The sequence below is a fragment of the Bradyrhizobium sp. genome (genome assembly GCF_035935975.1).
GTDB lineage: Bacteria > Pseudomonadota > Alphaproteobacteria > Rhizobiales > Xanthobacteraceae > Bradyrhizobium.
In genome coordinates, this window is the sequence record NZ_DASYWN010000034.1 from 141,963 (window position 1) to 155,841 (window position 13,879).

Annotated in this window: 14 protein-coding genes; 7 read left to right on the top strand and 7 right to left on the bottom strand. The window is 65.5% G+C overall.

The features are described 5' to 3' along the window. The first annotated feature begins 134 nt into the window (after positions 1-134). The 3 genes from efp to VGR99_RS18620 all read left to right on the top strand — a co-directional run bounded on the left by efp (position 135) and on the right by VGR99_RS18620 (position 3,440). Entirely contained in the window at positions 135-701 is a 567-nt protein-coding gene (efp, locus tag VGR99_RS18610; protein WP_212432043.1) for an elongation factor P, read from the top strand. A gap of 30 nt (positions 702-731) precedes the next feature. Continuing rightward, positions 732-2,354 carry a M23 family peptidase gene (locus tag VGR99_RS18615; protein ID WP_326900262.1) on the top strand — a complete coding sequence of 541 codons (1,623 nt, stop codon included), beginning with the start codon at positions 732-734 and terminating at the stop codon, positions 2,352-2,354. Positions 2,355-2,531: 177 nt separating this feature from the next. Continuing rightward, a complete protein-coding gene (locus tag VGR99_RS18620) occupies positions 2,532-3,440 on the top strand; it encodes an amino acid ABC transporter substrate-binding protein (RefSeq protein WP_326900264.1) in 909 nt (302 codons plus the stop codon). Between the two features lie 99 nt (positions 3,441-3,539). Here the strand turns inward: VGR99_RS18620 and VGR99_RS18625 are convergent, their stop codons facing one another. Together VGR99_RS18625 and VGR99_RS18630 are read right to left on the bottom strand one after the other, a co-directional pair. Further along, entirely contained in the window at positions 3,540-4,043 is a 504-nt protein-coding gene (locus tag VGR99_RS18625) for a cupin domain-containing protein (protein WP_326900265.1), read from the bottom strand. Positions 4,044-4,064: 21 nt separating this feature from the next. Beyond that, the gene (locus VGR99_RS18630) at positions 4,065-4,544 is read right to left on the bottom strand and encodes a carboxymuconolactone decarboxylase family protein (protein WP_326900267.1); all 480 of its coding nucleotides are present in this window, start codon (positions 4,542-4,544) and stop codon (positions 4,065-4,067) included. 54 nt (positions 4,545-4,598) lie between these two features. Between VGR99_RS18630 and VGR99_RS18635 the strand changes: the two genes are divergently transcribed. Further along, positions 4,599-5,126 (top strand): MarR family winged helix-turn-helix transcriptional regulator, encoded by a 528-nt coding sequence (locus VGR99_RS18635; protein ID WP_326900268.1) that lies wholly within the window; start codon positions 4,599-4,601, stop codon positions 5,124-5,126. A gap of 18 nt (positions 5,127-5,144) precedes the next feature. Here VGR99_RS18635 and VGR99_RS18640 read toward each other — a convergent pair whose 3' ends face one another. Continuing rightward, positions 5,145-5,396: a hypothetical protein gene (locus VGR99_RS18640; protein ID WP_326900269.1), complete on the bottom strand. Its 252-nt coding sequence runs from the start codon at positions 5,394-5,396 to the stop codon at positions 5,145-5,147. 61 nt (positions 5,397-5,457) lie between these two features. Next, the gene (locus VGR99_RS18645; RefSeq protein WP_326900345.1) at positions 5,458-5,712 is read right to left on the bottom strand and encodes a hypothetical protein; all 255 of its coding nucleotides are present in this window, start codon (positions 5,710-5,712) and stop codon (positions 5,458-5,460) included. Between the two features lie 125 nt (positions 5,713-5,837). On the opposite strand from VGR99_RS18645, the gene VGR99_RS18650 reads away from it, so the two are divergent. Then, positions 5,838-7,067, top strand: coding sequence for a lytic murein transglycosylase (locus tag VGR99_RS18650; protein WP_326900270.1), 1,230 nt, complete (start codon positions 5,838-5,840; stop codon positions 7,065-7,067). A gap of 105 nt (positions 7,068-7,172) precedes the next feature. On the opposite strand, the gene VGR99_RS18655 is transcribed toward VGR99_RS18650, so the two are convergent. The 3 genes from VGR99_RS18655 to recJ all read right to left on the bottom strand — a co-directional run bounded on the left by VGR99_RS18655 (position 7,173) and on the right by recJ (position 10,782). Further along, complete coding sequence (locus VGR99_RS18655) at positions 7,173-7,970, bottom strand: aldolase (RefSeq protein ID WP_326900271.1); 798 nt, start codon at positions 7,968-7,970, stop codon at positions 7,173-7,175. A 96-nt stretch (positions 7,971-8,066) separates the two neighbouring features. After that, positions 8,067-8,876 carry a glucose 1-dehydrogenase gene (locus tag VGR99_RS18660; RefSeq protein WP_326900273.1) on the bottom strand — a complete coding sequence of 270 codons (810 nt, stop codon included), beginning with the start codon at positions 8,874-8,876 and terminating at the stop codon, positions 8,067-8,069. 64 nt (positions 8,877-8,940) lie between these two features. Beyond that, positions 8,941-10,782 (bottom strand): single-stranded-DNA-specific exonuclease RecJ, encoded by a 1,842-nt coding sequence (gene recJ / locus VGR99_RS18665; RefSeq protein ID WP_326900275.1) that lies wholly within the window; start codon positions 10,780-10,782, stop codon positions 8,941-8,943. A 283-nt stretch (positions 10,783-11,065) separates the two neighbouring features. Between recJ and VGR99_RS18670 the strand changes: the two genes are divergently transcribed. Together VGR99_RS18670 and VGR99_RS18675 are read left to right on the top strand one after the other, a co-directional pair. Then, positions 11,066-12,142, top strand: a complete 1,077-nt coding sequence (locus tag VGR99_RS18670) for a methyl-accepting chemotaxis protein (RefSeq protein WP_326900276.1) — start codon at positions 11,066-11,068, stop codon at positions 12,140-12,142. A 95-nt stretch (positions 12,143-12,237) separates the two neighbouring features. Further along, the gene (locus VGR99_RS18675) at positions 12,238-13,602 is read left to right on the top strand and encodes a TAXI family TRAP transporter solute-binding subunit (RefSeq protein ID WP_326900277.1); all 1,365 of its coding nucleotides are present in this window, start codon (positions 12,238-12,240) and stop codon (positions 13,600-13,602) included. Positions 13,603-13,879: the final 277 nt, after the last annotated feature.

Genomic DNA, 13,879 nt, shown 5'->3' on the forward strand with positions numbered 1-13,879 from the left:
TGCTGGCATCCAACGACAAAATCAGTATGTTGCGGCCCGAAACGGGCGCCGAGGTCTGATTTGAGGCCCCAAGTCCCCCATCGATTTGACCACGTCCTGGCCGGTGCCGGGCCAAGCAAGCAGGAAATATAGCTTTGAGAGTCATCGCCAGTTCTATTCGCAAGGGCAACGTGATCGAGCAAGACGGCAAGCTCTATGTCGTCGTGAGCGCCGAGAACATCCATCCCGGCAAGGGCACGCCGGTCAGCCAGATCGAAATGCGCCGAATCTCGGACGGGGTAAAGATCTCCGAGCGCTACAAGACCACCGACCAGGTCGAAAAGGCCACGATCGAAGAGCGCAACTACACCTTCCTGTATGAAGACGGCGACGGCTTCCACTTCATGAACCCCGAGACCTACGACCAGGTCCAGGTCTCCAAGGACGTCGTCGGCGACGCCGCCGCGTATCTTCAGCCAGACATGACCGTCAAGCTATCGACCCACGACGTCAACGTGGTTTCGCTCGCGCTGCCGCAGCGCGTAACGCTGGAAGTGGTCGATACCGAGCCGGTGACCAAGGGCCAGACGGCGTCGTCGTCCTACAAGCCCGCCGTGCTCTCCAACGGCATCCGCACCACCGTGCCGCCGCACATCTCGGTCGGCACCCGCATCGTGGTGATGACCGAAGACGGCTCCTACTCCGAGCGCGCCAAGGACTAAGGTCGAGGACCAAGCAAGGGATCAGGACAGGTGCCGCCGGAGCGCGAGACAGTGGTTGGGAAGAGTTTCCGCTTCGTCTCGCTGCTTCTGGCGTCGCTGTCGCTCTTCCATGCGGCTCCGCTCGCCGCGGATGAGATCCGCGGCCCTTCACTCACGGCCCTGCGCGTCGATTGGCGCGCAGCGCTCCACCAGCTCCGCGCCGAGATCAACAGCCGCCCCCAGATTGCGGGCGACTTCATCTTCGCGCCCCGCCGTTCGGTGCCGCGCTACGATCCGCGCACGATGCCCGCGCTGGTGCAGCTCAACGCGGTCTCCTCGCAATTCTTCACCGGCATCGCCCGCAGCGCCGTGCCCGTGCTGCTGCCGTTCGACGCCGGCGCCTATCTCGAGGCACAGCGCGGCGGCGCACCGTCGAGCCTGTCGTTGTCGCGCTACCAGGCCGATTTCAATCCCGCCGACATGTTCGACGCAGGCCCCGCCGGCTACAGCGCAACGTTCTCGCTGGAGCCCGGTGCCGGTGACGGCATGCCGACCCGCGTCTACACCAAGCCGGTCGAGGTGCAGATCACGGGCTCGGCGCTGATCTACGACGTCGCTGATCCCACTGGCGGCAAGGGCGAACCGATCAAGCCGCTTGCGGCGCTCTATCCGGACCTGCGCAGGTTCATCCGCGAAGGCTATGTCCGCTACGCCTTCACCCGCTTCGGCGTCGCCTATGTGGTGTCGATCCAGTGCCTCGACAGCGTCGCCAAACCGCGGCGGCTCGCCTGCAAGGAAGCCTATCCGGTTGCCGAGCGTTTCCTGAAAGCGCTGCGCGTCGCCGGCGGCCAGCGCATGCGGCCGCTGACGGACATCGCCTCCAGCCCCATCGACCGCCCCGTGGCGCGCTCGGCAGAATTCAGCTACCGGCCGAGCGGCGACATCATCCCGAACACCGGTTATCGCAAGCAGGGCGGCCATCCCGACGTGATGGCCTATGCGCAGATCCGCTTTCCGCTTGAGAAGGCGCCCGCATTCGTGCGCTCGCAATCCTACGGCAAGCGCGACAAGAACGACGGTCCGAACGCCTATCCCTGGCGCGATAATTTCTGCGAGTCCCGCAGCTTCGAAGTCTGGCAATGCGGCGGCGGCTACGGCCACCAGGGCGAGGACATCCGCGCCGCCGACTGCCCGCCACCGGGCGAAGGCCGCGAACCCTGCGATCCCAAGCAGCGCGCCGTCGTCGCCGTGCGCGACGCCATCGTGATCCGTTCTACCAGGGACCAGGCCGCGACGCTCGAGATCAACAGCCGCACCGAGCACATCCGCTTCCGTTACATGCACATGAATCCGCATGTGATGAATGCCGACGGCCTGCTCAACGGCCGCCTCGTGACCGAAGGCGAGAAGATCGGCGTGGTCTCGAACTATCTCGACCACCCTGCCGGCACCTCGATGCACCTGCATTTCGACGTTCAGGTGTTCACCCGCGACGGCTGGATCTGGGTCAGCCCCTACGTGACATTGGTCTCCGCCTATGAGCGCCTGATCCGCGCCCGCGGCCGCGAGGTCGGCCCGGAGATCGCCGTCACGGCCCAGCCGGTGGCACACGCCCTGCCGGAGGACGTGAGCAAGCCGGACCAGCGCGAGGGATCGAGCAGCGAGGAGAATTGAGGCTCCTTGCGCGTCGCTGCGCCACTTGCCTCGATGACAATCCAATAACAATCCGATGACGCCCGCTTCAGTGCGTCGGGCCTGACCGGCCAGATCCAGATCGATCGAATGAGACCGCCTTCTCTGGCCCCAGACTTGCTTTGCCGTCCGGCAGGCAAACTGGAGAAAGGGAAGTACATGCGTAGTCTCACCACGGCGGCTGTTCTGGCCATCGCGTTCGCCATGCCGGTTCATGCACAGGAGCTGACCGGCACGCTCAAGAAGATCAAGGAGACCGGCGCGATCACGCTCGGGGTGCGCGACAGCGCAGTGCCGTTCAGCTATATCGACGAGAAGCAGAAGACCGTCGGCTATGCCATCGACATCTGCATGAAGATCGTCGAGGAGATCAAGGCCGAGCTGAAGCTGGACAAGCTCGCGATCAACGAGAACCTCGTGACGTCGTCCAGCCGCATTCCGCTGATGGCGAACGGCACGATCGACCTCGAATGCGGCTCGACCACCAACAACGCCGAGCGCCAGAAGCAGGTCTGGTTCACCAACACGCATTTCCTCACGGCGAGCCGGTTCGTGTCGAAGAAGGCTTCGAAGCTCGACCAGGTCGATGACCTCAAGGGCAAGGCCGTCGTCTCGGTCTCGGGGACCACCAACATCACCCAGCTCAACAAGGCCAATGCGGCACGCTCGCTCGGCATCACCGTGATGAACGCCAAGGACGTCCCGGAGGCCTTCCTGATGGTCGAGACCGACCGGGCCGAGGCTTTCGTCATGGACGACATCCAGCTCGCGGCGATGATCGCGTCCGCGAAGGATCCGTCGCTCTATGCCATCAGCAACGGCGCTTTCTCCGATCCCGAGCCCTACGGCATCATGCTGCGCAAGGACGACGGGGCGTTCAAGGCGGTGGTCGATCGCGCCACCGCAAAACTCTACAAGAGCCCGGAGATCGAGAAGATCTACAACAAATGGTTCATGGAGCCGGTGCCGCCGCGCGGCCTGAATTTCCACGTTCCGATGCCGGTGTCGATGAAGAAGTCGTTCGAGCATCCGTCGGACAATCCCGATCCGGCGTCGTACGGGGGCTAGCCTTGGTCAGTAGCCCGGATGAGCGAAGCGACATCCGGGATTCCAGCAAAGACTGTCCCGGGTGTCGCTGCGCTCACCCGGGCTACGCGTCCCGGCCGATCATTCCAGGAACGTCGTGAGCTGCGCGCCCTCATCCGCCACGAACACCGCGATCAATTCCGCCGGCTCCGTGGCGCTGGCATTGGCCGAGACCAGATGGGTCGATCCCGGCGGCTCGAAGAAGGACTGGCCGACGCCGAACGTCTCGACCGGCCCGCCGCCGAGCTGGGAGCGGATCTCACCCTTGGTGATATAGGCGGTCACCGAACCCGCGTGGCGATGCGGCCGCGAAAATCCGCCGGGTCCATAGAAGACGCGCACGATGGTGACGCGCTTGCCCGGCACGTTAGGCAAGGCGTAGGAACCGATCGGCTCGACCTTGTCGAGCGGCGAGCTCTCCGCAGCCGACGCGCAAAGCGGCGCCAGCGCGCCGGAGACGGTGTCCATCGTCACCGGCAGCGCCTTGCCGATCGCGAGTGCGCAGGCGAGCCCCGCAACGATCGCGAGCGATGTCGAACGTGACGGCAGCGAAAGCTGCGTGGTGCCCAAACTCATTGCAGTCATGACAACCTCCCCTCGTTGCGATCAGGACGCCGCGGCATTCGCCGCGACTGGCCGCTTCGGCGGCGTCCAGCGATAGGCCGCGCCAAACCGGTTCCAGACGTTGATCGAGGCCACCGCCGAGGTCAGGTACATCAGCTCGGTCTCGGAGAATTCGCCGCTCGCCTCGGCATAGATGTCGTCGCTGACGCCATCGGGCAGGAAGGTCAGCGTTTCCGCCCAGGCCAGCGCGGCGCGCTCGCGCGCCGAAAACACCGGCGCCTCGCGCCAGACCGCAACCAGATTGAGCTTGTCCACGGGCACGCCGATCCGCTCCGAGAGCAGGATGTGATGCTGCACGCAGAAGGCGCAGCCGTTGATCTGCGAGGCGCGCAGCTTCACCAGCTCGAGCAGTTGCTTGTCGAGGCCCGCCTTGGCCGCCAGCTGGCCCAACGCCAGCACCAGATCGTACGCATCGGGCGCGATCCGCTTGAAATCCTCGTATTCGCTGCGGGCATGTGACATCGCCGTTCACCTCGTATTATTATAAGAATGCTTACATCTTATAAGAGCCCTTACATGTCGCGCAAGACCGCCGCCATCACAAGATCGCAAACCGCGAAGACGTCCGCGCCGGCCGGCGACGCGGCCGTGCGCCTGCCCGCCCCCGGCGAAGGCAAGCGCGGCGAGCAGGGTTATCTCGGCTATCTCCTGCGGCAGGCCCATGCCGCGGTCCGCCTGACGATGGAACGGACGCTCGCCGATCTCGGCGTGACCTCGCCGCAATTCGCGGTGCTGACGATGCTGAATGCCTATCCGGGACTGTCAGGGGCCGACGTCGCCCGCCTCACCTTCCTGACCCCGCAGACGGTCGGCGTCATCATCCGCAACCTCGAACGCGACGGCGCAATCGTGATGACGCCCCATCCCGTCCACGGCCGCATCCAGCAATGGGCGCTGACGCCGCGGGGCGCGACGCTGCTGAAGGCTTGCAGGGAACGCGTGATTGAACTGGAGAAGCGTCTGGCCAGCGGGCTCGATGCCAAGGCGGAGGCCAGCATTCGCCGCTGGCTCGCCAACGTCGCGACGGAATTGCAGGAGGACTAAGCTAGGGCCGGGCGCGGCCTACCCGCCCTTCAACACTTTCTTAACCTCACCGTCGGGCCAGCGCTCACCCGCGGCGATCACGCGGACGCGGCTTTGGTCCGTACCATTGACCAGCGCGTGCGAACTCACCCGGTCGCCGCTCGGCTCCAGGTGCAGATCGGTTTCGGGCTTCCAGCCCAGCGTGGTTGCGAGATCGCCAGGAAATATCTGCCATTGCGATCCGTCGTCGAGTTCGACGACGTGGCTTTCCGAATGCGCGCGTATCTTCATTCGACCCCGAATTCCCGATGAACAGAAATGGCCCCGGCGCTCAGGCCGGGGCCTTGTTTCGTCAGTCGTTGTCGTGATGAATCACGGTCTTGCTGCGATTGCCGAACTCGTCTTCCTTCTTGATGACCGTGGTGCGGTCGGCAGGCGCGCGCTCCTTGATGACCGTGGTGCGATCACGCTCGCGGACGCGATAGTCCGGCGACTGGCCGACCGTCACGCCGGCACCGACCGGGCCGACATGAACGCCGACTTCGTCAGCGAACGCAGGGGCAGCAATGGCGGTAACCATGGCCGCGGCAAACAGATATTTCCTCATCATGTCCTCCTCATTGTCGTGCGGAGGGAATGCAGGACTGCGACACTTTGTTCCTCGGGAATGGCCTGTTCCCCGCGTTCCCGGAACCGGCTCACACCGGCCGTGTTTCCCGCTAGACTGGCCCGATGAAACACGCTGATTCCTCGCGCCCTCACACCCGCCGCACCTTGCTGAAATCCGCACTCGGCGCGGCGGCCTTGCTCGCGTCGCCTGCGCACGTGCTTGCAGCGCCTCCCGGCTTCGATGAATGGCGCGAGAGCTTTCGCGCACGTGCGATGGCCAAGGGCATTTCGGCCGCGACGTGGCAGCGCGCGATGGGGCGGGTCGAGCCCGACATGAGCGTGTTCAAGCAGATGCGCAACCAGCCCGAATTCCACGAGCAGGTCTGGCAATATATCAACCGCCGCGTTTCCGACTGGCGCATCATCAACGGCAAGATCGCACTGAAGAACAACGAAGCGCTGCTCGCGCGCATCGAGCGCGATTTCGGCGTCGAGCGCGGCACGCTGTTGGCGTTGTGGGGTGTCGAGTCCGCCTATGGCGATCCGCTGGTGCAACAGAACCACATGACGCCGGTGTTTCCCTCGCTCGCCGCGCTCGCCTGGAACGAGCCGCGGCGCAAAGCCTATTGGGAGACCGAGCTGATCAACGCGCTGCGCATCGTCGACAAGGGCTGGAGCACGCCAGAGGAGATGAAGGGCTCATGGGCCGGCGCGATGGGGCATTCGCAATGGATGCCCGAGGTCTGGCTCAATGTCGGCATCGACTATGACGGCGACGGCAAGGTCTCGCCGTTCGGCAAGCCCGACGACGCGCTGGGCTCGACGGCGAAATATCTGGTCAATCGCGGCAAATGGCGTCGCGGCGAGCACTGGGGCTACGAGGTGCGCGCGTCCGGCGAAGCGAGCGGCAACCGGACCTATGCGGCGTGGCAGGCGGCCGGCGTCACCCGCGCCGACGGCCAGCCGTTTCCGCAGCCGAACGCATCCGCGCAGATGTGGACGCCGGTCGCGGGCGGACCGACCTTCCTGCTCGGGCCGAACTTCTATTCCGTGAAGAGCTACAATCCCTCGATGAACTATGCGCTGGCGATCTGTCATCTCGGCGATCGCTGTCTTGGCGCGCCACCCTTCATCCAACCCTTCCCCGGCTCCGAGCGCGCGCTGACGCTCGCCGAGGTGCAGGAGATGCAGACACGCCTGACCAAGGCCGGGTTCGATACCGGCGGCACCGATGGCCGCGTCGGCAACGATACGATGAAGGCGATCAAGGACTTTCAGCAGCGAGCGGGGATCACGCCCGCGGACGGCTATGGCGGCCTGAAGGTCCTGGCGAAGCTGCGACAGGACAACTAACCACGATCCCGCAGCCCGGATGGAGCGCAGCGTAATCCGGGACTTCGTATCCGAGGGCAACGACCCCGGATTGCGCTGCGCTCCATCCGGGCTACGCGATCATCGCTAGTGCCTGTACTGCGGTTCTTCCGCGTCAAGCTGCCTGCGGATCGCGGCCAGATGCAGCCGCGCGGATTCGGAATCGCCCTCGCGCATCTGCCGGTAGGTTTCGGCGGCAATCGCGGGGTCGACGGGTAGCACCTTGCGGCCTGTCGACATCGCGAGCACCTGCACCTCGGCGGCGCGCTCGAGATAGTAGAGATCGTCCCAGGCCTCCGCGATGGTCGGCGCCAGCACCATCACGCCGTGATGCTTCATGAAGACGATGTCGGCTTCCCCAACGGCGGAGGCGATGCGCGCGCCTTCGCGGTTGTCGAGGGCAAGGCCGTTGTAATCACGATCGACCGCGGTGCGGCCGTAAAACTTCAGCGCGGTCTGGCCGGCCCAGATCAGCGGCTCGCCCTCGGTCATCGACAGCGCGGTGGCATAGGGCATGTGGGTGTGGAAAGCGACCTTGGCGCGCGGCAGGCGCTTGTGCATCTCGGCATGGATGTAGAAGGCGGTCGCCTCGGGCACGCCCTCACCGTCGAGCACGTTGCCGTGGAAGTCGCAGATCAGGAGCTTCGAGGCGGTCAGCTCGCGGAAGGCGTAGCCGTAAGGGTTGACCAGGAAGAGATCGTCATGGCCGGGCACGACGGCCGAAAAATGGTTGCAGATGCCCTCTTCGAAACCGTTGCGTGCGGCCATGCGGAAGCAGGCGGCGAGGTCCTCGCGCGCGGTGCGGATCGCGTCGGTGGCAAGGTCGGGCCGGTTCGAGCGGACGGGCTCAGGCGCGGAAGAAGACGAATGAAGGCTGTGCGCCATGGCGAAGGACACCTTTGTCGGTCGGAAGCTGTCCGCCTTGTACAGGGGCTGCGCCTGCGCGTCAGCCCCTGCGGCCGCCACCCAGCCCTGCGCGTCTCACGCCCGACGCGGCACGCCGCCGGCGTTCATGCCGCCGTCGATGACAAGCTCGCTGCCGGTGACGTAGCGCGAGGCATCGGAGGCCAGATACAGCACCCCGGAGGCGATCTCCGCAGCCTGGCCGGCACGGGCGAGCGGGGTTGCGACCCTGGCGCGCTCCTCCGGATCAATCGGCGCATTCTGGCCCGCGCCGCTCGCACCGGTCGGAATCTTGCCCCAGATCGGCGTGTCGATGATGCCGGGATGCACCGAATTGACGCGGATGCCATCACACGCCGCGGCACACTCCATCGCGATCGATTTTGCGAACAGCCGCACGCCCCCTTTGGTCAGCGAGTAGGCTGACAGGCCGGGTGCGCCGCGCAGGCCCGCCAGCGATGACATCATCACGATCGAGCCGCCGCCGGTCTTGCGCATCAGCGGCAGGCAATGCTTGACGGACAGAAACACGCCGTCGAGGTTGATCGCGTTCTGCTTGCGCCAGTCGGACAGCGTCATGTCGACGATCGAGGGCACGGCAATGCCGATGCCCGCGTTGGAGACCATGATGTCGAGCCGGCCGTAGCGCTTTGCGACGTCGGCGACGATCTCGATCCAGCGTTCCTCGCTGCTGACGTCCTGTTCCAGGAAAATCGCCTTGCCGCCGGCTGTTGTCACACGCCTGGCGAGTTCGGGCCCGCGCAGCTCGTCGATGTCGGTAATGACGACGGTGGCACCTTCGCGCGCGAACAGCTCGACGATGGCCTCGCCAATGCCGGAGGCACCACCCGTCACCAGCGCGACCTTGCCCTCAACCTGCCCTGCCATGTTCACTCCCATTTTTGTTGTTTGAGCGGTCTATCTTTATCGCATGATCTCGCGGGATCTTGCGTTATCTGATCATGGATGGCCCCTGGTCCGGCAGCGCGACGTCGATGACGCGGAATTGCACCCGTTCGGCGCCCTGGTAGCGGTCGACCGACAAGGAGCCCGCGACGTGCAATTGCTGGCCGCGGTTGGCGAGCAACGCATTGCCGAGCTTCTGGCCGACCGAACGGAACGCGATGCCATTGACGATCGAGCCGTCGCCCGACTTGAAGCGCAGACGCAGATGCGCCTGGCCGACCTCGTCGGCATAGACGAGCTGATGCCCCGGCAGCGCCAGCACGGGCTCCGGATTGCCGCTGCCGAAAGGCCCCGCGCGGTTGAGCGTGGTCGCCAGCTCCGTCGTCACTGCGCGCGCGGAGACCGCGCCGTCGATGTAGAGCTCGTTGACGTGGCGGGCCTCGGCGACGTTCTGCGCCAGCGCATTCTCGAGATAGGCGCGGAATTCGGCGAGCTTCTCTTTGCGCAGCGTCACGCCCGCGGCCATCGCGTGGCCGCCGCCTTTCAGCAGGATGCCGTCGGTGACGGCCTGCCGCACCGCCTTGCCGAGATCGACGCCGGCGATCGAGCGGCCCGAGCCGGTGCCGATGCCGCCGGGCTCGAGCGCAATGGCAAAGGCGGGCCGCGAGAACTTCTCCTTCAGGCGGGACGCGACGAGGCCGACCACGCCGGGATGCCAGCCTTCCGAAGCCGTCACGATCACGCCGAGCTTGTCCTCCAGCCCGATCGAGGCCAGCGCCTCGGCTTCAGCCTGTGCTTCGGCGGCCTGCTCGATGACGCGGCGCTCGTTGTTGAGACGGTCGAGCTCGGCGGCGATCCGCGCGGCCTCGACGCTGTCGCCTTCGAGCAGCAGGCGCACGCCGAGATCGGCGCGGCCGATGCGGCCGCCAGCGTTGATGCGCGGGCCCAGCATGAAGCCGAGATGCCAGGCCTCAGGCGGCCCATTGAGCCGCGCCACGTCCATCAGCGCGGTGTGGCCGATATGGTCGCGCCGCCGCATCGCGATCAGCCCCTTGGCGACGAAGGCGCGGTTGAGACCGATCAGCGGCGCCACGTCGGCGACGGTGCCGAGCGCGACGTGATGCAGCATGCCGAGCAGATCGGGCTCGGGCATCTCGGAACTCCAGAAGCCCCGCTGGCGCAGCTCGCGATTGACCGCGACAAGCGTCACCAGCACAAGGCCGACGGCAGCGAGATGGCCAAGACCGGAGAGATCATCGAGCCGGTTCGGATTGACCAGCGCGTCGACCTCCGGCAGTTCCGTGCCGGCCTGGTGATGATCGATCACGACGACGGACATGCCGAGGCGCTTGGCTTCGGCGAGCGGCTCGATGCTGGTGGTGCCGCAATCGACGGTGACGAGCAGCGTGGCGCCCTTCGCCGCCAGGCCACGAACCGCGTCTACATTGGGTCCGTAGCCCTCGAAGATGCGATCGGGAATGTGGATCAGCGGATCGAGCCCGCAATGACGCAGGTGCCAGGCCAGCAGCGCTGCCGAGGTCGCACCATCGACGTCATAGTCGCCGAAGATCGCAACCTTCTCGCCCCTTGCCGCAGCATCGGCGATCCGCTTCGCGGCGGCCTCCATCTCCGTCACCGTGAACGGGTCCGGCATGAGCTTCCGGATGGTCGGATCGAGGAAGTCGGCGACCGCGTCGATGTCGACGCCGCGGCCCGCCAGCACCCGCGCCAGCAGCTCAGGCAATTGGTGCTGCTGCACGATGGCAAGCGCCTTGGCCGCTCCGCGCGCGTCCAGCCGGTCCCGCCAGAGCTTGTCGGTCAGCGAGCGCGCGACGCCCAGGAACGCCTGGGGCGTCTCGAGGGGCAAGGCGGTGGCGGGCGGCGTCATGAGTCGAATCTGGCTACAGGAAACTTGGGATCAGGCGATGGCGCAGGCGCCGGTTCAGGCTTCAGGGGATTGGCCGGGAAAGCCCGGGAATTTGCAACGGCTGGGCCGCACAAAGCGGTGGATGGCCGGCCGGCAGGCTGGTGTGACTATCATTTAGGCATTCCGCAAAACAGCAAATTAAGCAGGCGTTAGTCGGAATCCTCGAAAAAGAATCGTATTCGATCTGTAAGCGATTGTTCCGGGTTCATTGCAGATCAGGCCTCATTGCCAAGGGAACTCCCCGATGTCTGCTGCGCTGGGTCTCAAAGCCAAGCCGATCGCCTCTGAACCCACCGAAGATGATTCCGACATCTCGGCGCTGATCAATCGCCTCACCGCCGAGGTCAACCAGATCGCGGTCGACAAGACCAAGGCGATCCAGCTGATCACCAACCAGATGAAGATGCTGGCGCTGAACGCGCTGATCGAGAGCTCGCGCGCCGGCGCGCAGGGCGCGGGCTTTGCGGTGGTGGCGCAGGAGGTGCGCGGCGTCGGCCAGCAGGTCGAGACCATCGCGCGCGAGCTCGAAAGCCAATTGACCAAGCGCACCGGCGATCTTGTCTCCTCGATCGACCGCATGAGCCAGCGCTCGCGGGGCGAGCGCATGGTCGACCTGTCCCTCAATGCGGTCGAGCTGATCGACCGGAACCTCTATGAGCGCACCTGCGACGTGCGCTGGTGGGCGACCGATTCCGCCGTGGTCGATTGCGCGGCCTCGCCTGCGCCGGCGGCGGTCACCTACGCATCGCAACGCCTCGGCGTCATCCTCGCCGCCTACACCGTCTATCTCGACCTCTGGCTCTGCGACCTCGACGGCAACGTCATCGCCAACGGCCGGGCCGACCGTTTTCGCGTCGTCGGCCAGAACGTCGCCCACACCAAGTGGTTTCGCGAGGCAAAAACCCTGCGCTCCGGCGACGACTATGTCGCCGGTGACGTCGAGAACCAGCAACTGCTCGGCAACGCGCAGGTCGCCACCTACTGCGCCAGCGTCCGCGCGGGCGGAGAGGCCAACGGTGCGCCGATCGGCGTGCTCGCCATCCATTTCGACTGGGAACCGCAGGCCCGCGCGATCGTGCAGGGCGTGCGCGTCGGCGACAGCGACAGGGCCCGCGTGCTGCTGGTCGACTCGAATTTCCGCGTCATCGCCGCCTCCGATGGCCAGGGCATTTTGAGCGAGCGCATCGCGCTGTCGCTCAACGGCCAGCGCTCGGGGTTCTACCAGGATCGCTCGGGCACCATGGTCGCGTTCCATGCGACGCCCGGCTACGAGACCTATCGCGGGCTCGGCTGGTACGGCGTGATCGTCTGCGCGGCCTGAGGCCGCCGCCCGTTGTCTTGATGCAAATCAACACGGGGCTGTTGTCCGGGCCATGATGCTGATCGTCGCGGAAAGGCCTTCCGGGACGAGCGGCCATGGACGATCTATCGAAATTCAGTATCGATGCCGGCAGCAGGCTACCTGCATGGCTGCGTGTCGTCGCGGTCGCGGTCCTCATCGCGCTCGCCACCGGCGCGGGCCTGTTCGCCTATCGCTGGTACGCCCAGCCGGTGACGCTGTCGATTGCAGTGGGATCGCTGGATGGCGATGCCCCGAAAATCGTCTCGGCTCTTGCTAGTCGGCTCGTCGTGAACAATGCACCGGTGCGGCTCAGGATCGTCGAGACCAGCGGCCCGCTCGAATCCGCCTCCGCCCTCTCGTCGGAGAAAGCCGATCTCGCCGTCGTCCGCGGCGACGTCGGCGACCTCTCGCAGGCCCAGGCCATCGTCGTGCTGGCCGAGGCCGTGGCCATGCTCGTGGCGCCGCCGGGGTCCAGCGTCACCGATATGGCGGGCCTGAAGCGGACAACCGTGGGCGTCGTTGCCGGCGACACCAACCAGAAGATCGTCAGCGTCCTGATCAACTCGTATGGCCTTGACCGCGCCAATGTGACGTTCAAGAGCCTTGCGCCGGACGAGGTCCGCCGTGCGTTCGAGAGCAAGCAGGTGCGCGCGGTGCTGTTCGTCATGCCACTCAGCGACAAGTATCTGTCGCTGGTGCGAGGGCTGTTCCCGCAGAATACCAAGACCGCGCCCGTGCTGATCCCGATCGAGAATGCGGGTGCGATCGCCGAGAAAGAGCGCGCCTATGAGAGTTTCGACATTCCCAAGGGCACGCTGCGCGGATCGCCTCCGGTGCCCGACGACGACGTGACCACCTTGCGCGTGGCCTACTACATCGTCGGCAAGAAGAGCCTCGACAACGACGTCATCGCCGACCTGACAAAGGCCCTCGCCACCGCGCACCGGGACATCCTGCCGGCATGGCCGATCGTTGCGCAGTTCAAGGCGCCCGATACCGACCCGGGCGCGTATCTTCCAGTTCATGCCGGCGCCGCGGAATACTACAACGGCACCCAGGTGAGCTTCCTGGACAAATGGAGCAACGTGATCTTCCTGGCGCCGATGGCGCTGGGTGCCTTGGCATCGATCGCGGTGGCGCTGTGGCAGTTCCTGAGGGCCGGCGGGCCCAGGCCAACGGAGCCGGCGCTCGACGCGCTCTACGCGCTGGGACGGAAGATACGCACGGCCAACAACGAGGCCGAGCTTTCGGAGATCGAAACCCAGATCGACAACGTGCTGCGGGCGCAACGCGCCGTCGCCGACAGGGATGAGAACACGCTGGATGCGGCCACGCTGAACGTCGCGGCGCATCGTCTGGAGAACCTGATCCACGACCGCAAGGCCGCACTGAGCGCTGCCCATTCCGAGGGGATGCGCGCTCAGGACGCTGGGGAATAATCTCACGCCCAACTTAAAATCTGCAAAACAACCCCATGCACAGTAGAACGGGGTTTGATAACACTAGGTTTTTCGGCGGGCGAACGTCGTTTGACTCGTCGGGCAAAACACTGGCAATCTGCAAGGGTTGCATAGTCCGCTCGTCTCGCCGTTCCGGCCGGCTCTCGCCCAGCGACTTGCTGCCTCTCATCGTAAATTTAATCTCGAAAACGATCTGCGCTCAGCGCGAGCGCTCGGCCATAAGGGAATGATCCCTGACCGATCACTAGCACCTCGT